Genomic DNA, 22,789 nt, shown 5'->3' with positions numbered 1-22,789 from the left:
GTAGGACTGAGCACATGCCGGTGGCACGGTCGTTAGACTGGCCGGGTGAGAATCATCTTCGCAGGAACCCCCGCTGTCGCCGTTCCGGCACTCGAGGCGCTGCTCGCCTCCGAGCACGAGGTCATCGCGGTGCTTACCCGCCCCGATGCGCCCGTCGGCCGTAAACGCGTGCTGACACCCAGCCCGGTGAAGGAGCGCGCAATCGCCGCCGGCGTGCCCGTGCTCGAAGCCGAACGGCTGCGCGGTGAGATCCTCGACGAGCTCGCTGCCCTCAACCCCGATGCTGTCGCCGTTGTCGCCTACGGCGCGATCGCCGGCCCGCGCGCCCTGTCGATCAGCGCACACGGCTGGTACAACCTGCACTTCTCCCTGCTGCCGCAGTGGCGCGGCGCAGCCCCGGTGCAGCGGGCGCTCATGAGCGGACAGACCACCTCGGGCCTCACCGTCTTCCGCATCGACACCGGCATGGACACCGGCCCGGTGCTCGCCCAGCAGCAGCTCGACCTGCCATCAGCACCAGCCGGTGAGGTGCTCGACTCCTATGCGCGCATCGGCGCCGCACTGCTCGTATCCGCCTTCGACGAGCTCGCTGCCGGCACCGCCGAGCTGACACCTCAGCAGGGCGAGGTGAGCCATGCTGAGAAGATCACCCCTGCTGAAGCCGAACTCGACTTCACCAGCCCGAGTGCTGCCATCGTCGCCCGCGCCAACGGCGTCACCCCAGCTCCCGGACCGTGGGCCCTCATGGACGGTAAGCGGACGAAGCTCGCCGGACTCGCCCCCGCCTCGGCAGCGGACAGTCCCGCCTGGCAGCGGCCCGGCCGGCTCGCCGCCGGGCCGGACGACTCCGTGCTCATCGGCACCGCAGATGGGGCCGTGACCGTGGACCGCATCCAGCCCTTCGGCAAGCCGATGATGAACGCCGCCGACTTCCTCCGCGGCCGCGGCCAGGCCGCCTTCGACACCAGCGCGGAGCGAGCCGATGGCTGATCCCCACAGCAGCCGGCCGCGCTCCGGTGGACCGCAGCGTCGGAGCCCACAGGGCCGGAACGCACAGGGTCGGGGCCGGCAGCGCCGCAGCCGCCTCAACCCCGGCCGGCGCATCGCCTTCGAAGTGCTCATCGCCGTCGACGAAGACGACGCCTATGCCAATCTGCTGCTGCCGCCGCGGCTCAGCCGCGCAGCGCTGAGCACCGCCGATGCCGGCCTGGCAACCGAACTCACCTACGGCACGCTGCGCGGACGCGGCCTCTACGATGCGATCATCGCCCGCGCCGCCAAACGCCCCGTCGACGACCTCGACGTTCCTGCCCGCAATGCGCTGCGCATGGGTGCCCACCAGCTGCTGGGCATGCGGACCGCAGCCCATGCCGCCGTGAACGAGACCGTCGGACTCATGCGTGCGACCAAGCACATGAAGGCCGCCGGATTCGTCAACGCCGTCATGCGCCGGATCAGCGAACGCGACCGCGACACCTGGCTGCAGATCGTCACCGCCGATGCGAGCGAGGACGAGCGCCTTGGCCTCAGCCACTCCCACCCCGCCTGGATCGTCACCGCCCTGCGCGACTCGCTCACCGCCCACGGACGCGACGCCGCCGAAGTCACCGCCCTGCTCGAAGCCGACAACGCCCCGGCCCGGGTCTGCCTCACCGCCCTGCCGGGCCTGGCCGACCGCGAGGCGATGGCTGAGGGCCGCGGTGAGCTGACCGAGCTCTCGCCGCTGGGTGTCGAGCTCAGCTCCGGTGACCCGTACGCCCTGCCCGAGGTGCAGGCCGGCACCGCCCGGGTGCAGGACGAAGGCTCCCAGCTTGTCGCACTGGCCCTCAACGGCACCGCGACTCAGCCGGGCCCAGTCCTCGATCTGTGCGCCGGGCCCGGCGGCAAGACCGCAATCCTCGCCGCTGCCGCTGCGGTCTCCGGCACCTCGGTCGTCGCCTGCGATGTCTCCGCCCACCGTGCCGCACTCGTCCGCGACTCCGTGCGCGCCATCGACACGGATATCACCGTCCTCAGCACCGACGGCCGCACCCTGGACGGCGAACACCTCGGCCGCTATGCCCGGGTGCTCGCCGATGTGCCGTGCACCGGACTGGGTGCGCTGCGCCGCCGCCCGGAGGCCCGGTGGCGGCGCAGCGCCGACGACATCGCAGCGCTCCAGCCGGTCCAGCGCGAATTGCTCACCCACGCCCTCACGCTGGCGGCACCTGGGGGAGTGGTCGCCTACACCACCTGCTCACCGCACCACGCAGAGACGATCGATATCGTCGCCGAGGTGCTCGCCACCTCGGGCGCGGATGCGGACGTCCTCGACGCGGCCGCTGTCATGGCCGCGGTCACCGGTGCACCGGCGAGCCGGTTCGCCTCCGCGCAGATCGGCGGCGGGCGGGCCGTGCAGCTGTGGCCGCACGCCCATGGCACCGATGGGATGTTCCTGGCGCTGCTGCGCCGCGGCAGCTGAGAGCCGGCGGAGCCCCTATGCTTGAAGGGTGAGCATTCGCATTCATCCCAGCATCCTGTCCTGCGACTTCTCCCGCCTGTCCGAGGAACTCGAATCGATCGCGGCGGCCGATATGGCCCATGTCGACGTCATGGACAACCATTTCGTCCCGAACCTCACCTTCGGCCCGCCGGTGGTCGACCGGATCCGCGAGGTTTCGCCGATCCCCATCGACGCCCACCTCATGATCGAACAGGCCGACCGGCACGCTCCGGTCTATGCCGAGATGGGCTGCGCCTCGGTGAGCTTCCATGTCGAGGCCTCCGCCGCTCCTGTCCGGCTGGCCCGTGAGATCCGGGCGCTGGGCGCCAAGGCCTCGCTCGCGATCCGCCCGGCCACGCCGATCGAACCGTTCATCGACCTGCTGCCGGAGTTCGACCAGGTCCTCATCATGACGGTCGAACCCGGGTTCGGCGGCCAGTCCTTCCTCGATGTGTGCCTGCCGAAGGTCACCCGCACCCGGCAGGCGATCGAGGACTCCGGACTTGACGTCCAGCTGCAGGTCGACGGCGGCGTCTCCGCCCGGACCGTCGCCCGGGCGGTGGAGGCCGGAGCGAATGTGCTAGTGGCCGGCTCTGCGGTCTACAGCGCCGAGGACCGCACCGCCGCGATCGAGGAGCTGCGCGAACTCGCCCTCGCCGCCCGCGACTGACCCTCGCCGCCCGCGACTGACCCTCGCCGGCACTGAATGTGCTGGTGAGACGGATTTGCTGCGCTGCTGAAGCTGAGCCTATAGTTCGGCTAGGAGTACGTGCTCCGGGGTCGGTGAAAGTCCGAGCCGGCGGTGAAAGTCCGCGACCCCCGTCCATGGCGGGGCTGAACTGGTGGGATTCCAGTACCGACGGTGAAAGTCCGGATGGGAGGAAGCACGTCTGCGTCTGCGCAGCCGATGGGGCGACCCGTCGGTGACCTGCGCGGCGTCACGCGCTATTCACGCGTCGCAATCCCGGAGCCTGAAATGAAAGGTTTCGGAACAGCAGTGGACATCTTCTCGTGGCTCAACGCCCCCGTCTTCGAACTCATGGGCAAGCCCGTTCCGTGGTCCGATGTCATCGGCAACATCTGCGCCCTGGCGACCGTCTTCCTCGCCCTGCGCCGCAACATCTTCTCCTGGCCGGTGCAGATCACCGGCTCGATCTTCCTGTTCTCTGCCAGCGTGTCTGCCGGACTCGGCGGCAATGCCGCCCGCCAGGTCGTCATCATCGCCGCCGCGATCTGGGGCTGGAGCCAGTGGAAGCGCTCTCAGCAGCAGACCGGTGAGATCAGCGTGCGCTGGGCGACGTGGAAGGAACGTCTCGTCCTCATCGCCGCACTGGCAGCGGGAACCGCGGGATTCGGCTGGATCCTCGCCGTCAACGACTGGTCGTGGAACCCATACCCGGACGCCTATATCTTCATCGGCTCGCTCGCGGCGATGTATGCTCAGGGCCGGGCGATCGTCGAGTTCTGGTTCGTGTGGCTGGCGGTCGACCTCGTCGGCATTCCGCTGGCGATCATGGGCGGACTGCTGTTCTCCGGCGCCGTCTACCTCTTCTTCCTCGTCATGGTGATCATCGGCATCATCGACTGGGCCAAGAAGTCCCGCCAGACGATCGCGTCGCCGGCCGAACCCGCCCAGACGATCGCCGGACACTCCGCCGACAACTGAATGCCGTTGGCGGCCCGGGCGGCATCGTGCCGGGCCGCCTACATCAAAAGTCCTATAGACCTGAATCGCCTTTCACGTTACTGTGTTCTCAGACACAGTCTGCAGGTGTCATGCAGTCCTTTCTGCATCCGCTAAGCGGATGATGCGCCCAGCAGGCTGGGGGAGGTGCCATACCTGAGCCCTCTCCACACCTGATTGGGAGAGTCAATGACGACCACATCCGAACTGCAGTCATCGCAACGTCGGCCGAGGAGAGCGGCGGCCGTGCTGACACTGCTCAGCGTTTCAGCCGCCGGGCTCATCGGCCTAGCACCACCGGCCTCAGCTGCACATCCTTCCGATGCCGTTTCAGAATCACAGAGTGCGAATAGGGAGGTGACTGGCGTGAGTACCGACGCGAAAGCCGGGACCTGGTCAACGGCCACGATTGCCGGCATGAACGTTCGGCTCTACGTCCCCACCAGTGAGCACGCCGCCGGGACCGGCAGGGCGCTCATGGTCAACCTCCACGGATGTGCACAGAGCAGCGCCGACCTCCAGGAGCACGGCAACTGGGCTGCATCCGCTGAAGCGCATGGCATGATCGTCGCCCTGCCCGACGCCCCCGATGGCGGAGTCATCATGGGGTGCTGGGACTACTACGACTCCGGTCACTCCCGGACCTCCCCGAGCAGGCACGACGACAATCTCCTCGATCTCGTCGCCGAACTCAAAGGCGATGCGGACCTTGCGATCGACGCCAACCAGGTCTACATCTCCGGCCTCTCCTCAGGAGCCGGCCAGGCGATGGTGATGGGCTGCCTCGCCCCGGACGTGTTCGCAGGCATCGGCATCAGCGCCGGCCCGACGGTCGGCACGACCTCACTGCAGATCGGCCGGGTTGCTGTCTCCCAGGCGCAGGGCGCGGCCACGTGCACCTCCTTTGCCGGCGACGCGGAGGCATCCTTCGGCACACAGCTGACATCCGTGGTCTACGGCAGTGCGGACTACACCGTCGCGCAGGGATACGGTCGCCTCAACGGCGCGATCATGGCCGAACTCTACGGAGCCGGCACCCAAGCGGGGTTCAGCCTGTCAGAACTCGCCGGTCAGAACACCAATGGCACTGGGGTCCAGTACTCCGACGACTCAGGTCCGCGGGTGTCGGTCATCAGCAATACCGGTCTGGGTCACGCCTGGCCGGCTGGAACCGGGGCAGGAGGCACCTACATCTCCTCCAACAGCATCGACTACCCGGCGTATCTCACGTCATTCTTCTTCGAGAACAATCGCCGGATCGAACGTGAAGACGCGCCACCCGGGGGTGACCCGAGCCCATCACCGGACCCCGGCCCTCAACCGGATCCCGATCCGGTGGGTGAATGCGTGACCGTCAGCAACGCCGAGCACCAGGCCGCGGGCCGTGCCGTGTCCTACGGAGCGGATCCTCACAATCCCTACTACGCGATCGGAACCCGGGCCTATATGGGCCAAGGCGATGCGACGGTCACGAGCCTGGAGCGCCAGTCTGCTGAATCCTACGCACTCGTCAGCGACTGCGCAGACTGACGGCCATCCCTTGTCGTGTGAGCCGCGCTCCAGTCAGGAGCGCGGCTCACACACTCCGCAGCCCCGCGTGGGCGTGACTGCCGTGACCGCTGAGCCGTGCTACACATTTGTGGCACAAATCACCGTTAGTCCTTGACCCGGGTCACAATCAGAACTACCTTTAGAGTGATACCTGAACCAGGTTTCATAAACACCTTCCGAAGACGAAAGGCAAGCGCATGCGCGTTCCGAAGAAACTCACCATTGGCGTGACGGCCCTCTGGGCAGTCACCGCAATCTCGGCGTGTGCGCCGGCCTCGGGATCCGGCGGGGGAGAAGACGCCCCGGAGGAAGTCACTGTCGGTGTCGTGACTAGCGAAACCGGCCCACTGGCCGGATACGGCGAGCAGTACCTGGACGGATTCAAGGCAGGACTCGACTACGCGACAGACGGCAGCGGCGAAGTCGACGGCACTGCAATCAAGGTGGAATACGTCGATGATGCCGGAGATCCCGACAAGGCAGTGACCTCCGCGAAGGAGCTCATCGGCCAGGACGTCAAGATCCTCGCCGGCAGCGCCTCCTCAGGTGTGGCACTCAAGGTCGCCGAACAGGCTGCGCAGAACGAGGTGCTCTTCATCTCCGGTCCGGCTGCAGGCGATCCCGTCACCGGCATCAACGACTACACGTTCCGCAGTGGTCGTCAGAGCGCGCAGGACGTGGCGACCGCCGGCACCTTCATCGATGACCTCGACGGCAAGAAGGTCATGGTCTACGCCCAGGACAATGCGTTCGGCCAGGGCAACGTGACGGCTGTCGAGGACGTGCTCGGCGCAAAGGGAGCAGAGGTCGACTCCGTCCTCGTCGCTGAAGACGTCACAGAATTCACCCCGTTTGCCAAGCAGGTCGTGGCCGCCGAACCTGATCTGGTCTTCGTCGCGTGGGCAGGTGCCACCTCTGGTGCCATGTGGCAGGCGATGAGCCAGCAGGGCATCTTCGATTCAGCTCCCGTCGTCACCGGCCTCGGTGACGCCGCAACCTTCGGTGCCTACGGTGAAGCCTCCGAGGACATCAGCTTCCTCAACCACTATTTCCCCGACGCGCCCGACAACGAGATCAACGACACCATGGTCAAGGCCGTCGAAGAGGCAGGCGGAACGCCGGACCTGTTCACGCCAGACGGCTTCAACGCAGCGATCATGATCGTTGAGGCCATCAAGGAAGGCAAGAACGACGTGCCTGCGATGATCGATGCGCTGGAGGGCTTCACTTTCGAAGGCCCGAAGGGCTCGAACACCGTGCGTCCAGAAGACCACGCGCTGATCCAGGACATGTACCACGTCAAGCTCGTCGAGAAGGACGGAGAGTTCGAACCCGAACTCATCGACACCGTCCCGGGCGACGAGGTCGCTCCGTGATCTCGAAGATCGGCAGTCGATCGATCCTGCGAGCAGAGTGAGGGCTGGATTCATGGATACACCCGCCTCGGCTCTCCACGTTGAGGGCCTCGGACTCCAGATCGGTGGCGCGACGATCCTCAAGGATGTTGATCTGGACGTCCCGGAAGGCTCCATTGTCGGGATCATCGGCCCCAATGGTGCAGGCAAGACCACATTCTTCAACGCGGTCTCCGGCCTCATCACGCCGACTGCCGGTATCGTGCGGATGCACGGCAAGGACATCACCAAGGCATCAGTCCCCGCCCGGGCCCGGGCGGGGCTGGGCCGCACCTTCCAGACATCGAGCTATTTCCCGGGTCTGAGCGTGCTGGAGAATGTGCGCCTTGCAGCACAGGTTTCGGTCGGCGGAAGCTATTCGCTGTTCCGCTTCCCCCGAGCTCACGATCGCTCCACTGAGCGGGCGATGGAGACGCTCGAGCTCGTCGGGCTTGCGCATAAGGCGCACGCTCTGGCTGGAGACATCGCCCATGGCGATAAGCGCAAGCTGGAGATCGCCGTCCTGCTGGTGGCCGAAGCAAGCCTCGTGCTCCTCGACGAGCCCATGGCCGGAGTGGCGTCCGGAGATGTCGCAGGCCTCGTGCAGACCATTCGCACGATGCAGCAGGAGAAGGCATGCACGGTGCTCATGGTCGAACACCACATCGACGTGCTCCTGGGCTTCGTCGACATGGTTGCGGTCATGTACTTCGGCAGCATCATCGCCTACGACACCCCACAGAAGATCATGGACAACCCGACAGTGCAGAGCGCATATCTAGGAAAGACCGCATGACCGAGCCGATTCTCGAAGTAGCGAACCTGCGGTGCAGCATTGCCGGGCAGCAGGTCGTCGAAGATGTCTCCTTCTCAGTGCCGCCAACCGGCATCACCGCCGTTCTCGGGCGCAACGGCGCAGGCAAGACTTCGACGCTGCGCGGCATCATGGGCCTCATCGCCCGCACCGGAGAGGTGCGACTGGCAGGGGAGAGCATCGGCCGGCTGCCGACGCACAAGATCGTGCAGCGCGGCATCGGCTACGTGCCCGAAGACCGTGAGGTCTTCGCCTCACTGACGGTCGCAGAGAACCTCGCCCTCGCCGAGCGCCAGGCGCACCCGCGCCGCGATTTCGTCGCTGAGCTGTTTCCCGACCTCATCGCGCGGGCGAACCAGCAGGCCGGGACCCTGTCGGGCGGTCAGCAGCAGATGGTCTCGGTCGCCCGCGCCCTCATCAACGACAACAAGATCCTGCTCGTCGATGAACCCACCAAGGGCCTTGCTCCCAAGATCGTCGGAGAAGTCGCTGATGCTCTCGCAGAGGCATCGAAGACTGTGCCCATCCTGCTCGTGGAGCAGAACCTCGAAGTCGTACGGCAGCTCGCCGATGACGCCTTCGTCATCTCCGGCGGACGCGTGGTGCACACCGGAAAGGCAGCGGAGATCCTCGACGATGCAGCCCTGACCCAGAAGCTGCTCGGCGTCCACGCCGACGAGGAGGCCACGGCATGAGCGCTGTCATCCTCACCCTCATCACCGGTATCGGACTCGGCGCACTGTACTTCCTCGTCGCCTCGGGCTTGAGCCTCATCTACGGCCTTATGCACGTGCTCAACTTCGCACACGGCGCATTTCTCACCCTCGCCGCCTTCATCGGCTGGCAGACCGCCCAGGCACTCGGTGCCAGCACCTGGACCGCGCTGCTCGTCTCGATCCTCGTCGGCGCACTTGTGGGAGCGCTGGTGGCAACCCTGACCGAGCTGTTGCTCATCCAACCGCTGTATGAGCGCCACATCGAACAGGTGCTCGTGACTGTGGGTCTGTCGTTTGCGGCCATCGCCCTGTTCGAAGGGATCTGGGGCAGCGACCCGATCAACATCACCGGCCCCGCCTGGCTGCGCCAGACCACTGAGGTCCTCGGTGCGCGCGTGCCCAACGTCTACTGGCTGCTCATCATCTCCGCCGGTGTCGTCCTCGGCCTCCTGGTGCTGTTCCTGCAGAAGACGCGCTACGGCATGATCATCCGCGCCGGTGTGGAGAACCGTGCGATGGTCACAGCACTCGGCATTGACGTCCGCAGGGCCTTCACCCTCGTCTTCACCATCGGCGGTGCGGCTGCCGGGATCGGCGGAGTGCTGGCGATGCACTACATGACGTTCGTCTCGGCCCACCTCGGCCAGACACTGCTGATCTTCGCGTTCATCGTCACTGTCGTCGGCGGACTCGGTTCGCTGGCCGGCGCGGCGATCGCCTCAGTGCTCGTCGCTGTGCTGCAGCAGTTCGCGAATTTCTACCTCGCCGGCACCGGTGACTTCATCGTCGTCATCCTCCTCGCTGTCGTGCTGCTGGTGCGGCCGTCAGGACTGATCGGAAGGAAAGCATGAGCAAGACATCAGCTCCCACGCAGTCGCCGGCCAAGCGCGGCGCACTCTTTCCGATCGGCATCGGCATCGGCCTCATCGCACTCATGGCGATGCTGCCGCTGCTCAACATCTCCCTGCCGGGAATCCTCCCGACCCCGACCTACATGCCGGGAACCCTGGCACTCCTGTCGCTGTGCATGGTGTTCGCTGCCCTCGCACTGTCCTACAACATGCTGCTCGGCACCGCAGGAATGCTGTCCTTCGGACACGCCCTGTCATTCGGCGGCGGCGCCTACCTGCTCGGCATGGTGCTACGGTATCTCGAGATGCCCCTCATCCCAGCGACCGCGGTGGCACTCCTCGGCGGGCTCGTCATCGCCCTGCTGACCGGATCGATCGCCAACCGGATCGGCGGCGTACCGTTCGCTATGGTGACCCTCGCGTTCGCCCAGGCCGGCTCTGTGCTGGTGCGACGGAACTCGAAGGTCACCGGCGGTGAAGAAGGACTGAGCCTGGCAACAGCGCAGGTGCCCGACGCCCTGGTCGGCGTTGCCAACACACGCAACCTCTACTGGGTGCTTCTGGCCCTGCTCGTCTTCGTGTACCTCGTGTGCCTGTGGGTGGACAAGAGCCAGCTTGGCCACCTGGTGCGCGCCGCCCGTGAGAACGAACAGCGCGTCCAGGTTCTCGGCCTGCGCCCGTACACCGCGAAGGTCATCGTCTTCGTCATTGCGGCAGTGCTCGCAAGCCTGGCCGGCATGGGATATCTGCTGCTGCAGTCGGGCACCGTCCCCCGGGCGGTGTCCGCGGACCTGACGATCACCGTCCTCGTGATGGTGGTGCTCGGCGGTGTCGGCTTCCGCTGGGGTGCAATCGCCGGCGGTGTCATCTACACACTGCTCGACCAGCGTCTGACGGTGCTGGCGAAGACAGACGCCATCCAGGCGCTGCCCGATGTGCTGCGCGTGCCGCTGTCCGAACCGCTGTTCCTGCTGGGAACGCTGTTCATCCTCGTCGTCATGTTCCTCCCCGGCGGCATCGCAGGTACGATCGACAAGGCCTGGGCTCGTGCACGTCACCGCTCTGCCGGCCCGGCAGTCGGCCTGACGGCTCTCGACCAGGCAGAGGCTGCCGACCAGCAGGCAGGCCCGGGTGCAGACACCCGGCCCTGAGACGCGCGGCGATGAGACGATGACGACAGAGGGCGCCCAGACGATCGGCACCTGGCTGCAGCAGCGCGCAGTCGCCGATCCGCGCGCCATCGCCATCGACGACCGAGGCGTGCTCATCGACTACGCGAGCCTGTGCGCCCGCGCCGAGGCGCTGGCCGAGCATCTCGGCACCGCCGGGTATGGTGCCGGCTCGCGTATCTGCACTGTCTCTGGAAACTCCATCGACCATGTGGCGGCCTTCTTCGCCTGCGCGCTGGCCGGTGCCGTGTTCATGCCGCTGTCGTGGCGCCTGACCCCAGCGGAGCTCAGCGAGCTGCTGAGGCGCAGCGAACCCGACCTCGTGCTCATCGAAGACGAACACATGTCCCTCGGCGAAGAAGCGCTCCGGCAGTGGAACCAGCGGGACGCGCACGCCGCCGTGCCCCCGCACATCGACATCGCAGCAGCCGGCATCGACCTCGGGCTCCCAGCAGCACACCGATCGAGGCCCATGCGCGCAGCCCGCGGTGAGGACCCGCTGCTGGTGATCTACACCTCCGGCAGCGAAGCCGCCCCGAAGGGCGTCGTGCTCAGCCACGCCAATTGCTGCGCCAACAACGAGGCACTCGCTCAGGCGATGCCGATGACCCGCGATGATGTCGTCCTGTCGATGCTGCCGCAGCACCACGTCGCAGCATGGAATGTGCAGCCCCTCCTCGCCTGGCGGGAGGGCGCGACCGTCGTGCTCGAACGGTCCTTCCAGCCCGAACGGGTTCTCCAGCTGATCGAACAGCGGCAGGTGACGACGATGATGGGCGTGCCGACGCAATACCAGATGCTGCTCGACGTGCCCGGTTCGGAAGCGCGGGATTTCAGCTCACTGCGCCGGGCAGTCGTCGGCGGAGCGACGATCCCCATCGAACTCGCCCAGGCCTGGGCGCAGCGAGGCGTGCAGCTGACACAGGGCTACGGTCTGACCGAGGCCGGTCCCAACGTGCTCTTCCTGCCACCGGACGAACTCGCTGACAATCCCGGCGCCGTCGGCAGGCCGTACCCGAGCGTCGACGTCCAGCTCGTCGACCCGAGCACAGGCAACGTCCTCGACGGCGCGGCGACCGGCGAGCTGTGGGTGGGCGGGCCGAGCATCTTCACCGGATATCTCGATGACGAGGCGGCCACCGCAGCAGCCATGAGTGACGGCTGGCTGCGCACCGGCGACCTCGTCGAGCGGGATGATGCCGGTATTCACCGCGTCGTCGACCGGATCAAGAACATCTACGTTTCCGGCGGCGAGAATGTCGCTCCAGCAGAGGTGGAGCTGGTGCTGCTCGCCCACGACCACGTCGACGAGGCCGTCGTCGTCAGCGCCCCCGACCCGGTCTGGGGTGAGAGGGGAGTGGCTTTCGTCGTGACCCGAGAACCGGTTCGCGCCGAGGATCTGCTCGCCTTCGCGCGCACGCGCCTGGCCGGCTTCAAAATCCCGGTGCATGTCGAGTTCGTCGACGAACTGCCCAAGAGCACCATCGAGAAGATCGCGCGACACCGGCTGCGCCGGCGCGCACAGAAAGCAGTTGAAAGCCTCCGCCAGAAGGGACAGACACATGCCTGAGAAGAGTGACGTCGTCAGCAACGCAGAGGCGGCACCGGTGTCGCTGGCCACCGGACGGCCCCTGACGAAACGCGGAGAAGCGACCCGGCGCCGCATCCTCGAAGCCGCCGAAGAGGTGTTCGCTGAGCTCGGCTACCACGAAGCCTCGATCGTCAAGCTGACCGAGCGCGCCGGAGTGGCACTGGGCACCTTCTACCTCTACTTCGACAGCAAGAAGACCGTCTTCGAGGCCCTCGTCCTCGATCTCAACAGCCGCGTGCGCCAGTCGATGAGCGAGGCGATGGCTGGAGCCGCTGACCGCGTCGAGGCAGAACGCCTCGGCTTCCAGGGCTTCTTCCGCTTCACCGCAGAGCATCCCGCCCTCTACCGCGTGGTCCGCGAAGCCGAGCTCGTCTCACCTGAGGTCATGCACACCCACTACCAGCGCATCGTCGAAGGCTACACAGCCGGGCTCACCGACGCCCAGCAGCGCGGAGACATCGATCCGCACCTCGACCCGGCTGTTGCGGCCTGGGCGCTCATGGGCATGGGCGAACTCATCGGCATGCGCTACATCCTGTGGGAGCGCGACCCAGACGGCAACGCTCCCGCACAGCTCGACCCCGCCGTATTCGACGGGATGATGCGCTTCATCTCCAACGCACTGACCGCACCACAGCAGGGCGACGGCAGATGACAGCCACGACACATGACACAGCTGCACACGACTTCGACGAAAGGCCGGTGGACCCGAGGATGATGACGCACAGATACAGCACCATCGATGTACCCGTCGACGGCGGACGCCTGCACGCCGGCATCTGGGACCCCATCGAGGTCGCCGAAGGTGCGGCCGTGCCCACCGTGCTCGCCATCCACGGCGTCACCTCCTCACACCTCGTGTGGCCGCACGTCGTCGCCGAGCTGCCGCACACCCGGATCATCGCACCTGACCTGCGCGGCCGCGGGGTCAGCCGCGACCTGGCAGGCGAAGGCGGCATGGCCGCACACGCCCGCGACATGATCGCCGTCCTCGACGCCCTCAGCATCGAGTCCCTGCCGGTCATCGGCCACTCGATGGGCGGTTTCGTCTCCGTCGTCCTCGCCCACCTCGCCCCGCAGCGTGTCGAGCGCCTCGTCCTCATCGACGGCGGCCTGCCGCTCAACGCTCCAGCAGGCCTCGACCCGGAGGACCTCGTCCAGGCGATCCTCGGCCCGACTGCTGCCCGGCTATCCATGCGCTTCGGCTCGGTCAGCGAATACCTCGACTTCTGGCGCGACCACCCTGCATTCCGCGGCGCCTGGACACCGGTGCTCGAAGACTACTTCGCCTACGATCTCGTGCCCGCCGGAAACGAGCTGCGCCCGGCCACCAGCCTGCGCACCACGAAGGAGGACACGGTCGACATGAACACCGGGTCCGCCCTGCCCGAGGCGCTGGCCGCGCTGGGGGACTGGGGCCGTCCGGTGCTCTTCACCACCGTGCCGCGCGGACTCCAGGACGAGACCCCCGGCCTGTACCCGCCTGCCCATGTCGAGTCGCTGCTGCCGCACTTCCCGTCGGTCCGGCACCTCGAGCTGCCTGACCTCAACCACTACACCGTGGTCCTCGGCACTGACGGGGCCGCAGCGATCGGGTCGTGCCTGCGTGAGGAGCTCGGCTGAACCGACCAGCCTCCTCCTCAAGGAGGATGGCCTGCGCCCGAGGTGTCGGTAGCCTGGAGCTGTGAACTCCCCGCCCATCCCCGCTCAGGCGCACCGCAGGTGGCCGCGTCCCAGCGAGCTGGCCGCGGCAGTGCCCGCTGCGCTCGTGGCCGGGCTCTACGTGCTCATCGCAGCCGAGAGCGGCAGTCTCGTCGACTGGCTGCTAGCCGCCCTCGCCTGCGGCTTCGTCACAGCGCTCCTCTTCTGGCGGCGCGCACTCCTTCCCGCCGGCATTGCGATGGGTGTGCTGCTGGCGATCTGGGCGGTCACCTTCTGGACGGCACTGCCGTACAACACCGGCATCACCCCGTTCCTGCTGACTGCTCCGCTCGTCGTCTTCGCCTGGACGCGCTGGGCACCAGCCCCTGCCGCCGGGTGGACCGCCCTGGCCATCGCCTGCGCCGGCGCCTTCGCCTCACCTGCAATGTACGTGCCGCTGCCGGGCACCGGATTCGACTACTACCTCTGGCGCGTCATCACCCACTGGGCGGTCCTTGCCGCGGTGTTCCTCGCCGCCCGCAGTATGCGCACGGCCGCGCTCGCTGCCGAACAGCGCACCCGCGATGCCGAGCAGGCGGCCGCGGCTGCCGAACGCGAGCGCATCGCCCGCGAACTCCACGACGTCCTCGCCCACGGTCTCACGCTCATCCGCGCCCAGGCACATGCCGGTCAGGTCACCGCGCGCACCGATCCCGAGGCGGCGGTTGCCTCACTGACGCAGATCGCCTCGGCTGCCGGGCAGTCGCTGAGCGATGTTCGCGCCTTCGTCACCCTGCTGCGCGAAACCGACGACACCTCAGAACCGGCACCAACGGGTTCTGCCGCAGCACTTCCATCGGCTGACCTGACCGCACTGCCGCAGGTCGTCACCGCCTTCACCGCCACCGGCATGCAGGTGACGGCAGACCTCCCGACGGCCGAGGAGCTGGCGGTAGCGCAGACGACCCTGCCGCTGGCTGTGCGCCTGGCCGTCCGGCGCATCATCCAGGAGGCGCTCACCAACGCGCGGCGTCACGCACCGGAGGAGGCTCTCACCGATCTGCAGCTGGTGATCGGTGAGCGCGAGATTCTCATCACCGCCGACACCACCCCAGTCGTCACCACACCTCCACGGTCCGGTGGCTCAACAGCTGCCAGGCGGGCAGAACACGGCTGGGGACTGACCGGCCTGGCCGAGCGCACCGCCCTGCTCGGGGGCACGCTGACCGCCGGGCCGACACCGGCACCGGGATTCCACCTCGGCGCCAGGATCCCCGCGAGGCAGGTGAGCACATGAACTCGCAGCGGGAACCCGCCGTGCGCGTCCTCATCGCCGATGATCAGCCGCTGCTCCTGTCCGCCCTGGCGACCGTCATCGACGCCGTCGACGGCCTGGAGGTCACCGCGACCGCCGGCAACGGCGCCGAGGCGCTTGAGCACATGGTGCGCCACCGCGTCGATGTCGCTGTGCTCGACATCCGCATGCCCGTCCTCGACGGCCTGGAGACCGCCAGGCGGATCCGGCAGCAGCACCCTGAGACGGCCGTGCTGTTCCTCACAACCTTCAACGAACCGGAGCTCGTACGCGAGGCACTCGACGCAGGCGCAGCCGGATTCCTGCTCAAGGACGCCGACCCCACCGAACTGGCCACAGGCATCCAGGCGGTCAGCTCCGGTCAGCCGGTCATCTCGGCTGCAGCCGCCGGGCATCTTGTGACCGCCTACCAGGAGATGCTCACCACCGCCCGCCGCACCGCGCCTGAAGCGGTTCCCGGGCTCAGCACCCTGACGCCACGGGAGTTCGAGGTCTTCGAACTCATCGCACAGGGACTCACGAACGCCGAGATCGCCGACGAGCTCGTCATCGGCGAAACGACCGTCAAGACACACGTGTCGAACCTGCTGCTCAAACTCCAGTGCCGCGACCGCATCGCCCTCGTCGTGCTGGCTGCAGACCTGCGGCGGAACTGACGGCCGGGCAGGCTTCGGCATCCTCCGTAAGGAGGAGACAGGCGGGTGCAGATCTCCTCCCAGCGGCGGTGCCGCGAACGCCGCCGCTGCGTGACGCTGAGGTTATGAACGAACACCAGCATCCCCAGCACCAGCGTCCCCAGCACCAGGCTCCCGCGTCGGTGGCTGCAGCACCTGCCATCCGGTGTGCCGATCTGCAGATCTCCCGCGGCGGCTCCCCGATCCTCAACGGACTCAACCTCACCGTCATGCCCGGACGCGTCCACGCCCTCCTCGGGCGCAATGGGGCAGGCAAATCGACCACCTTCAGGATCATCCTCGGGCTGCTGCACGCCGACTCCGGCAGCGCTGAGATCCTCGGCCAGCCGATCACCCCGCATGCCGGACGCGAGGTCCTAGCCCATGTCGGCGCGAGCATCGACGGGCCGGCCGTCTACGGACACCTGAGCGCCTTCGACAATCTTCTCATCCACGCCAGGCTCACCGGCATCGGCCGCCAGCGCATCGAGGACGTCCTTGAGATCGTCGGCCTGGCTGGGACCGGCCGCAAACGCGTGCGCAGCTTCTCCACCGGAATGAAGGCCCGCCTCGCACTCGGCATCGCCATCCTCACCGAACCGCAGATCCTCATCCTCGACGAACCGCAGAACGGACTCGACCCGCAGGGCATCGTCGAACTGCGCGAACTGCTGCGCAGCTTTGCCGCTGCCGGCAGGACCGTGCTCGTCAGCTCACACCAGCTCGGTGAGATCACCCACCTCGCCGACGACATCTCAGTCCTCGCCGACGGACAGTGCCGCTACAGCGGCCGGCTCCACGATTTCGCACCGGCAGGACGACTCGAACAGGCCTTCCTCAACCTCACCATGCCGACGACCGTGGGGAGGACACGGTCATGATCGGCCAGCTTCCGGCACTCCGCGCCGAACTCGTCCGCACCACAGGATCGGCCGCAGCATGGCTGACCCTCATCGGCATCCCGATCGCGGTCATCGCCACGGTCTCGGGCACCTACGCCACCCCCGATGCCGCGGGCCGGTCGGTGTTCATGTGGCAGGCGCTCTTCGTCACCGGCATGAGCGCCCCGCTGCTGGCCCTCATCGCCGGCCTGACGAGCTCCCGTGAGCAGCGCGCCCGGGAAGGAGGCACGATGTGGCGGCCGGTGCGTCCGGCAGCAGTGACAGCGGCCCGGTTCGCGGTCCTCGCCGGGCTGGCCGCTCTTCTGAATCTGCTTGTCTTCGGTCTGACGATCCCGTTCGGCGCTGTCCTCGGCCAGCCGATCGATCCACCGGCCATGCTGCAGGCAGCGGTGGTGGCCTGGGCCTCGAGCCTCGGATTCCTCGCTGCCGCGCTCGTCCTCTCCGAAGCCTTCGGCGTCATCGCCGCCTTCCTCATCGGCTGCGCATGGCAGCTCATCGGCACCCTGTGTGCCGAATGGCCGCTGTGGTGGGCGATCCCGCCGATCTGGTCGGTGCGGGCGATGCTGCCGGTGCTCGGCATCCACGCAAACGCCACACCACTGACCGCCGCTGACACGCTGACCACGGCACCGGCCTGGCCGGCCATCCTCCTCAGCGCCGCAGCCGCAGTCCTCGTCCTGCGCCCGCTGCTGCACCGCCGTTCGGCCTCCGTCCGCGGTGCACGTGACAGCGCCCCGGTCGGCTGGCGTTCCATGCGACCCGGTGCCGGCCCCGGCATCCGCGCAGTCCTGCGGGGGAGGGGGATCGGCATCCTGTGTGCGACGGCGCTGCTGCTGTGCCTGGCCGCCGCCCTCGTCTACCGGCCTGCTGCGATCATCGGCTTCTACAGCTTCCTGCTGCTGCCTGCCGGTGCCGTGCTGCTGGCGAGCATCGCCTGGCTGACCCTGGCGCCGGGGTGGCGACTGCTGCTCGTCCGCAGCCAGCGCGTGACCACGGCGCTGCCTGCCCACCTGCTCACCTGCGTCACCGCTGTCACACTCGGGTTCTGGGTGCTGGCTGCGGTGTTCAATCTCACCACGGCTCACCCCATGGCATTCGGTGAGCTCGCAGCGGCAGGACTCCTGTGCCTGCTGCTCGGCACGGCACAGACGCTTGCGGCGCTGTGGCTGGCCGTCCGCCTCGGGCCCGGCTGGGCGCTGGGACTCGGCATCGGAGGCATCGTCGTGAGCGCCACCTTCGGCGGCGATGTGCTCGCCGCGTCACCGCTGTGGATCCTCGGACCGACCGGCTGGCCGTTGAGTGCTGACACCCCCTTGCGACTGCTCATCGCCGTGACCATCTGCACAGCTGCGATCTGCGCGTGCTGGATGCTGACGGTGCGCGCCCTGCGCACGGCACCGCTGCGGGAGGGCGGCGCCTGACCACAGACAGGCGCGGTACCTGACCACAGACAGGCGCGGCACCCGAGGGCAGACAGCGACCAAGACCCGCTGCAGCTGGGCGTGGAGCGTGTACTACCCTGGCCGTGTGAAGACCTTCGAAGAACTGTTCGCAGAACTCACGCACAAAGCAGCCACCCGTCCGGCCGGTTCATCGACCGTGGCCGAACTCGACGCCGGCGTCCACGCGATCGGCAAGAAGGTCGTCGAAGAGGCCGCCGAGGTATGGATGGCCGCCGAGTACGAATCCGACGCCGAGCTGGCTGAGGAGATCGCCCAGGCGATCTATCACCTGCAGGTCATGATGATCGCCCGCGGGATCAGCCTCGACGACGTCTACCGCGCCCTGTGAACGGAAAGGAAGCTGTGAGCCCCGAGAATCCCGACACCGCCCGGATTCCGACCGTGCGCACCGACGGCATGCTGCGGGTGGCCGTGCCCAATAAGGGCTCCCTGTCCGAAGAGGCCGGCACGATGCTGCGCGAGGCCGGCTACCAGGTGCGCGCAACCTCCAAGCGCCTCGTCCACCGCGACTCCGACAACGGCATCGAATTCTTCTATCTGCGCCCCCGCGATATCGCCATCTACGTCGGCCGCGGCCTCATCGACCTCGGCATCACCGGCCGCGACCTGCTGCTCGAATCCGGTGCCGAAGCGAAGGAATGCCTGCCGCTGGGCTTCGCCCGCTCCCGGTTCCACTACGCCGGACCGGAAGGTGCCTTCCACGAGATCACCGAACTCGATGGCCTCACGGTGGCGACCAGCTATCCGACACTCGTCGAACGCGACCTCGCCCAGCGCGGCCTCAGCGCCCGCGTCATCAAACTCGACGGAGCCGTCGAAGTGTCGATCGAGCTCGGCGTCGCCGACGCCATCGCCGATGTCGTCGAAACCGGCACCACACTGCGGATGGCCGGCCTGCAGACATTCGGCGACCCGATCCTGCACTCCGAAGCCGTCGTCATCATCAACCGGCAGCGCACCTCGGCTGCAGCGACGTTCCTGCGCCGGCTCGAAAGCGTCATGGTCGCCCGCGACTACGTCCTCGTCGACTACGACATCGCCGCCGAGCACCTCGCCGAGGCGACCGCCCTCACCCCGGGCTTCGAGAGCCCGACTGTGTCCGCGCTGCACGACAGCGACTGGTATGCCGTGCGCACGATGGTCGCCGCCTGCGACGTGCACAAGATCATGGACCAGCTCCACGCCGTCGGCGCACGTGCGATCCTGGTGACGAACATTGGCGCCTGCCGCATCTGAGACCCGGCCCTTCCGGCCCTACTTCACGAGGATCCTCACCGTCGTCCTCGCGGTGACGATCGTCATCTCCTTCGCGCTGCTGAGCTGGGGACTCACAACACTCGAATGGTCCGCCTGGAGCCGCCTCGACATCCTCTGGATGAACGCGCTCGGCCTGCTCTTCGGCGTCGCTGTCTGGCGGATCGGCGCGATCGCCGCCTTCGTCACCGATGAGGCGCTCATCGTCCGCAACATCATCGGCACCACCCGCGTCGAATGGTCGCGGATCCTCTCGATCAGCTACCACCCCCGAGGCGGTGACTCCTGGGTGATGCTCGACCTCTCCGACGGCTCGACCCTGTCGGTCATGGCGATCCAGTCCGCCGACGGAGACCGGGCGCGCCGCGCCTGTGACCGGTTGCGTAGACTCGTGGACACGTACAGTGCACCCGATGTGCCCGACAACTGAGGCGGCGCCCGGTGCCGGTGCGCAGGCACCCGCATGAGACGCCTCGGTGAGACGACCGGCACCTCGGGCACACTGTGACTCAGCAGGCCCTGTTGCCTGCACCGGCCCGACGACGAAGGAGAACCGCCAGACGATGAGCACTTCCGAGACCACCGCCCGCTCCGGACCGCTGTCCGGCTACACCGTCGTCGACCTCTCCCGCGCCCTCGCCGGCCCGCATGCCGGGCAGATGCTCGGCGACCTCGGTGCGCGCGTCATCAAGGTCGAGAACCCGACCGCCGGCGACGACTCCCGCTCCTGGGGTCCGCCGTTCGTCGGCCCGGAGGACGATCTGCAGGCCACCTACTTCCTCTCCTGCAACCGCAACAAGGAGTCCATCGCCCTCAACCTCAAAGACGAGGCCGACAATGAGACCCTCGCCCAGCTCCTCGCCCGCTCCGATGTGCTCATCGAGAACTTCCGCGGCGGCGTGCTCGCCCGCCTCGGCTTCCCCACCGAACGCTGCATGGAGCTCAACCCGCGGCTCGTGATCCTCTCAATCACCGGTTTCGGCCACGACGGTCCCGAGGCGGCACGCGCCGGCTACGACCAGATCGCCCAGGGAGAGGCCGGGCTCATGTCGCTCACCGGCTCCGGCCCGGACGATATGCAGAAGGTCGGCGTGCCGATCGCCGATCTGCTCTCCGGCATCTACGGCTCCTACGGTGTGCTCGCCGCACTCCTCGAACGCGAGCGCACCGGCCGCGGCAAGGTCGTGCGCACCTCGCTCATCGCCAGCATGGTCGGCGTACACGCTTTTCAGGGCACCCGCGCCACCGTCGCCGGGGAGAACCCGGCCCCCGGCGGCAACCACCATCCGTCCCTGTCGCCCTACGGCCTGTTCCGCTGCAAGGGCGGCGCCGTGCAGATCTCGGTGGGCAACCAGAACCTGTGGCACAAGCTCTGCGCCGCCTTCGACATCGACCCGGAGACCCCGGGCATGGCCACCAACCACGAACGTGTCGACAACCGGCCGGCGGTCATCGACCTCATCGAAGACCGTTTCAGCGCCTACACTGCTGAGGAGCTGCTCGAGAAGCTCTCCGCCGCCGGTGTGCCCTCCGGCATCGTGCGCTCCCTGCAGGACGTCTACCAGTGGGAGCAGGCACTGTCCCAGGGGCTCAAGCTCTCCGTCGAACACCCGGTGCTCGGACAGATCGACCTGCCCGGACCGCCGCTGCGCTTCTTCGACGCCGATGCGTCCGGCGAAACCGAATCGACCCCGCACGAGCACCTCGCCCCGCCGCTGCTCGACGAGCACGGCGCAGCGATCCGCGCCTGGCTGGAGGATGAGTCATGAGCTCACGACTGAGCGCCGCCGAGCTCATCGACCTCGTCGTCGACGACGGCACCTTCGTCTCCTGGGACGAACCGCCCATCACCCCGGCCGACGGCCTCTCCGAGGAGTATGCCGCTGAACTGGCGGCAGCAGCGGAGAAGTCCGGCGTCGACGAGGCCGTCATCACCGGTGAGGGCCGCATCTACGGTCGGCGCGTGGCCGTCGTCGCGTGTGAGTTCCGGTTCCTCGCCGGCTCGATCGGCGTGGCCGCAGCCGAACGGCTGTGCCGCGCCATCGAACGCGCGACGGCCGAAGGGCTGCCGCTGCTGGCCGGACCGGCGTCCGGCGGCACCCGCATGCAGGAGGGCACCGTCGCCTTCCTCACGATGGTGAAGCTCGCCGCTGCCGTCAAATCCCACCGCAGGGCCGGCCTGCCGTACCTCGTGTACCTGCGCCACCCGACCACCGGCGGCGTGTTCGCCTCCTGGGGCTCGCTGGGACACTTCACCGTCGCTGACCGCGGCAGCCTCATCGGCTTCCTCGGCCCGCGCGTGTTCGAACAGCTCTATGGGGAGAAGTTCCCCGACAGCGTGCAGACCGGCGAGAACCTCTACCGCAACGGCATCATCGACGCAGTGCTCTCACCGGAGCGGATCGCCTCGACGGTGAACATGGTCCTCAACGTCCTCATGGGCGCCCGTGAGGTCCCCGCCCCGGTGCCGGACCCGCAGACCGAACCGGATCCGCTGCCGCAGGGCACCCGCGCCTGGGACATCATCACCGCCTCCCGCCGCCCCGACCGGCCCGGCGTGCGCGAGCTGCTGCGCACCGGCGCGCGGGACGTCGTACCGCTCAACGGCACCGGCCAGGGGGAGAAGGACCCCGGGCTGCTGCTCGCCGCCGCCCGCTTCGGCACCGCCCCGTGCATCGTGCTCGGCCAGGACCGCAGCCGGCAGTCCGCTCGCGGACCGCTCGGACCGGCCGCCCTGCGTGAGGCCCGCCGCGGCATGGCCCTGGCCGCTGAGCTGCACATCCCGCTCGTCACCATCATCGACACTCCCGGCGCGGCGCTGTCGAAGAGTGCTGAAGAGGGCGGACTGGCCGGCGAGATCGCCCGCTGTCTCGCCGATCTCGTGACCCTTGACGCCCCGACGGTCTCGCTCATCATGGGCGAAGGCACCGGCGGCGGTGCGCTGGCGCTCATCCCGGCCGATCGGGTGCTCTCAGCGGAGAACGGCTGGCTCTCGCCGCTGCCGCCGGAGGGCGCCTCGGCGATCGTCTACCGCGACACCGACCACGCCCCGGAGATGGCCCAGAAACAGGGCGTGCATGCGGAGATGCTGCTCGCCAACGGCATCGTCGACCGGGTCGTGGCGGAGAAGCCCGATGCCGCCGATGAGCCCGAGGCCTTCGTCACCCGCGTCTCACAGACGCTCGAGCATGAGATCATCACCCTTATGCGCGAACCCGCCTACCGCCGCGAGCACCGCCGCATCGACCGCTACCGCAGCCTCGGGCTGTGAGCCGGCGGCCGTGGATA

At 67.8% G+C, this 22,789-nt stretch carries 22 protein-coding genes and 1 riboswitch; all 22 genes read left to right on the top strand.

Going from position 1 to position 22,789, the window contains the following annotated elements; all coding sequences use genetic code 11:
- Nucleotides 1-45: 45 nt before the first annotated feature.
- The 22 genes from fmt (at nt 46) to ACFFN1_RS10050 (ending at nt 22,772) form a co-directional block, all read left to right on the top strand.
- Entirely contained in the window at nt 46-990 is a 945-nt protein-coding gene (gene fmt / locus ACFFN1_RS10155; RefSeq protein ID WP_376840615.1) for a methionyl-tRNA formyltransferase, read from the top strand.
- Nucleotides 983-2,461, top strand: a complete 1,479-nt coding sequence (locus ACFFN1_RS10150) for an RsmB/NOP family class I SAM-dependent RNA methyltransferase (protein WP_376840614.1) — start codon at nt 983-985, stop codon at nt 2,459-2,461. Before fmt ends, ACFFN1_RS10150 begins: the two co-directional genes overlap by 8 nt.
- A 28-nt stretch (nt 2,462-2,489) precedes the next feature.
- Nucleotides 2,490-3,152, top strand: a complete 663-nt coding sequence (gene rpe / locus ACFFN1_RS10145) for a ribulose-phosphate 3-epimerase (RefSeq protein ID WP_376840613.1) — start codon at nt 2,490-2,492, stop codon at nt 3,150-3,152.
- Between the two features lie 95 nt (nt 3,153-3,247).
- Nucleotides 3,248-3,374: riboswitch (FMN riboswitch) on the top strand.
- 105 nt (nt 3,375-3,479) lie between these two features.
- Complete coding sequence (locus ACFFN1_RS10140) at nt 3,480-4,148, top strand: nicotinamide mononucleotide transporter family protein (protein WP_376840612.1); 669 nt, start codon at nt 3,480-3,482, stop codon at nt 4,146-4,148.
- Nucleotides 4,149-4,532: 384 nt separating this feature from the next.
- On the top strand, nt 4,533-5,696 hold the full coding sequence (locus ACFFN1_RS10135) for an extracellular catalytic domain type 1 short-chain-length polyhydroxyalkanoate depolymerase (RefSeq protein WP_376840611.1): 1,164 nt from the start codon (nt 4,533-4,535) through the stop codon (nt 5,694-5,696).
- A gap of 218 nt (nt 5,697-5,914) precedes the next feature.
- Nucleotides 5,915-7,093, top strand: coding sequence for a substrate-binding domain-containing protein (locus ACFFN1_RS10130; protein ID WP_376840610.1), 1,179 nt, complete (start codon nt 5,915-5,917; stop codon nt 7,091-7,093).
- 52 nt (nt 7,094-7,145) lie between these two features.
- Nucleotides 7,146-7,907: an ABC transporter ATP-binding protein gene (locus ACFFN1_RS10125; RefSeq protein ID WP_376840609.1), complete on the top strand. Its 762-nt coding sequence runs from the start codon at nt 7,146-7,148 to the stop codon at nt 7,905-7,907.
- Entirely contained in the window at nt 7,904-8,620 is a 717-nt protein-coding gene (locus ACFFN1_RS10120; RefSeq protein ID WP_376840608.1) for an ABC transporter ATP-binding protein, read from the top strand. The genes ACFFN1_RS10125 and ACFFN1_RS10120 overlap by 4 nt, the downstream gene beginning before the upstream one ends.
- Entirely contained in the window at nt 8,617-9,492 is an 876-nt protein-coding gene (locus ACFFN1_RS10115; protein WP_376840607.1) for a branched-chain amino acid ABC transporter permease, read from the top strand. Before ACFFN1_RS10120 ends, ACFFN1_RS10115 begins: the two co-directional genes overlap by 4 nt.
- Nucleotides 9,489-10,643, top strand: a complete 1,155-nt coding sequence (locus ACFFN1_RS10110; RefSeq protein WP_376840606.1) for a branched-chain amino acid ABC transporter permease — start codon at nt 9,489-9,491, stop codon at nt 10,641-10,643. Before ACFFN1_RS10115 ends, ACFFN1_RS10110 begins: the two co-directional genes overlap by 4 nt.
- A gap of 19 nt (nt 10,644-10,662) precedes the next feature.
- Nucleotides 10,663-12,231 (top strand): class I adenylate-forming enzyme family protein, encoded by a 1,569-nt coding sequence (locus tag ACFFN1_RS10105; protein WP_376840605.1) that lies wholly within the window; start codon nt 10,663-10,665, stop codon nt 12,229-12,231.
- On the top strand, nt 12,224-12,907 hold the full coding sequence (locus tag ACFFN1_RS10100; protein WP_376840604.1) for a TetR/AcrR family transcriptional regulator: 684 nt from the start codon (nt 12,224-12,226) through the stop codon (nt 12,905-12,907). The genes ACFFN1_RS10105 and ACFFN1_RS10100 overlap by 8 nt, the downstream gene beginning before the upstream one ends.
- A 59-nt stretch (nt 12,908-12,966) precedes the next feature.
- Entirely contained in the window at nt 12,967-13,875 is a 909-nt protein-coding gene (locus tag ACFFN1_RS10095; RefSeq protein WP_376840603.1) for an alpha/beta fold hydrolase, read from the top strand.
- 61 nt (nt 13,876-13,936) lie between these two features.
- Nucleotides 13,937-15,190, top strand: a complete 1,254-nt coding sequence (locus ACFFN1_RS10090) for a sensor histidine kinase (protein WP_376840602.1) — start codon at nt 13,937-13,939, stop codon at nt 15,188-15,190.
- A complete protein-coding gene (locus ACFFN1_RS10085; protein WP_376840601.1) occupies nt 15,187-15,864 on the top strand; it encodes a response regulator in 678 nt (225 codons plus the stop codon). The genes ACFFN1_RS10090 and ACFFN1_RS10085 overlap by 4 nt, the downstream gene beginning before the upstream one ends.
- A 104-nt stretch (nt 15,865-15,968) precedes the next feature.
- Nucleotides 15,969-16,763, top strand: coding sequence for an ATP-binding cassette domain-containing protein (locus ACFFN1_RS10080; RefSeq protein WP_376840600.1), 795 nt, complete (start codon nt 15,969-15,971; stop codon nt 16,761-16,763).
- A complete protein-coding gene (locus ACFFN1_RS10075) occupies nt 16,760-18,205 on the top strand; it encodes an ABC-2 family transporter permease (RefSeq protein WP_376840599.1) in 1,446 nt (481 codons plus the stop codon). Before ACFFN1_RS10080 ends, ACFFN1_RS10075 begins: the two co-directional genes overlap by 4 nt.
- A gap of 106 nt (nt 18,206-18,311) precedes the next feature.
- Nucleotides 18,312-18,575, top strand: coding sequence for a phosphoribosyl-ATP diphosphatase (locus ACFFN1_RS10070; RefSeq protein ID WP_376840598.1), 264 nt, complete (start codon nt 18,312-18,314; stop codon nt 18,573-18,575).
- 68 nt (nt 18,576-18,643) lie between these two features.
- Nucleotides 18,644-19,483, top strand: coding sequence for an ATP phosphoribosyltransferase (hisG, locus tag ACFFN1_RS10065; RefSeq protein WP_376840705.1), 840 nt, complete (start codon nt 18,644-18,646; stop codon nt 19,481-19,483).
- On the top strand, nt 19,464-19,931 hold the full coding sequence (locus ACFFN1_RS10060) for a PH domain-containing protein (protein ID WP_376840597.1): 468 nt from the start codon (nt 19,464-19,466) through the stop codon (nt 19,929-19,931). Before hisG ends, ACFFN1_RS10060 begins: the two co-directional genes overlap by 20 nt.
- 133 nt (nt 19,932-20,064) lie before the next feature.
- Nucleotides 20,065-21,270, top strand: a complete 1,206-nt coding sequence (locus ACFFN1_RS10055) for a CaiB/BaiF CoA transferase family protein (RefSeq protein WP_376840596.1) — start codon at nt 20,065-20,067, stop codon at nt 21,268-21,270.
- Nucleotides 21,267-22,772, top strand: coding sequence for a carboxyl transferase domain-containing protein (locus ACFFN1_RS10050; RefSeq protein ID WP_376840595.1), 1,506 nt, complete (start codon nt 21,267-21,269; stop codon nt 22,770-22,772). The genes ACFFN1_RS10055 and ACFFN1_RS10050 overlap by 4 nt, the downstream gene beginning before the upstream one ends.
- Nucleotides 22,773-22,789: the final 17 nt, after the last annotated feature.

The sequence above is a fragment of the Brevibacterium otitidis genome, from assembly GCF_042429315.1.
In the GTDB taxonomy this organism is placed as follows: domain Bacteria; phylum Actinomycetota; class Actinomycetes; order Actinomycetales; family Brevibacteriaceae; genus Brevibacterium; species Brevibacterium otitidis.
Note: the sequence above shows the minus strand (reverse complement) of the source record. Positions and strands in the feature narration are given on the sequence as shown.

Coding starts and splice junctions, on each gene's coding strand:
- ACFFN1_RS10150 (WP_376840614.1), top strand. CDS start 983: ATGGCTGATCCCCACAGCAGCCGGCCGCGCTCCGGTGGACCGCAGCGT.
- ACFFN1_RS10130 (WP_376840610.1), top strand. CDS start 5,915: ATGCGCGTTCCGAAGAAACTCACCATTGGCGTGACGGCCCTCTGGGCA.
- ACFFN1_RS10125 (WP_376840609.1), top strand. CDS start 7,146: ATGGATACACCCGCCTCGGCTCTCCACGTTGAGGGCCTCGGACTCCAG.
- ACFFN1_RS10120 (WP_376840608.1), top strand. CDS start 7,904: ATGACCGAGCCGATTCTCGAAGTAGCGAACCTGCGGTGCAGCATTGCC.
- ACFFN1_RS10115 (WP_376840607.1), top strand. CDS start 8,617: ATGAGCGCTGTCATCCTCACCCTCATCACCGGTATCGGACTCGGCGCA.
- ACFFN1_RS10110 (WP_376840606.1), top strand. CDS start 9,489: ATGAGCAAGACATCAGCTCCCACGCAGTCGCCGGCCAAGCGCGGCGCA.
- ACFFN1_RS10105 (WP_376840605.1), top strand. CDS start 10,663: ATGACGACAGAGGGCGCCCAGACGATCGGCACCTGGCTGCAGCAGCGC.
- ACFFN1_RS10100 (WP_376840604.1), top strand. CDS start 12,224: ATGCCTGAGAAGAGTGACGTCGTCAGCAACGCAGAGGCGGCACCGGTG.
- ACFFN1_RS10095 (WP_376840603.1), top strand. CDS start 12,967: ATGATGACGCACAGATACAGCACCATCGATGTACCCGTCGACGGCGGA.
- ACFFN1_RS10085 (WP_376840601.1), top strand. CDS start 15,187: ATGAACTCGCAGCGGGAACCCGCCGTGCGCGTCCTCATCGCCGATGAT.
- ACFFN1_RS10080 (WP_376840600.1), top strand. CDS start 15,969: ATGAACGAACACCAGCATCCCCAGCACCAGCGTCCCCAGCACCAGGCT.
- ACFFN1_RS10075 (WP_376840599.1), top strand. CDS start 16,760: ATGATCGGCCAGCTTCCGGCACTCCGCGCCGAACTCGTCCGCACCACA.
- hisG (WP_376840705.1), top strand. CDS start 18,644: ATGCTGCGGGTGGCCGTGCCCAATAAGGGCTCCCTGTCCGAAGAGGCC.
- ACFFN1_RS10055 (WP_376840596.1), top strand. CDS start 20,065: ATGAGCACTTCCGAGACCACCGCCCGCTCCGGACCGCTGTCCGGCTAC.
- ACFFN1_RS10050 (WP_376840595.1), top strand. CDS start 21,267: ATGAGCTCACGACTGAGCGCCGCCGAGCTCATCGACCTCGTCGTCGAC.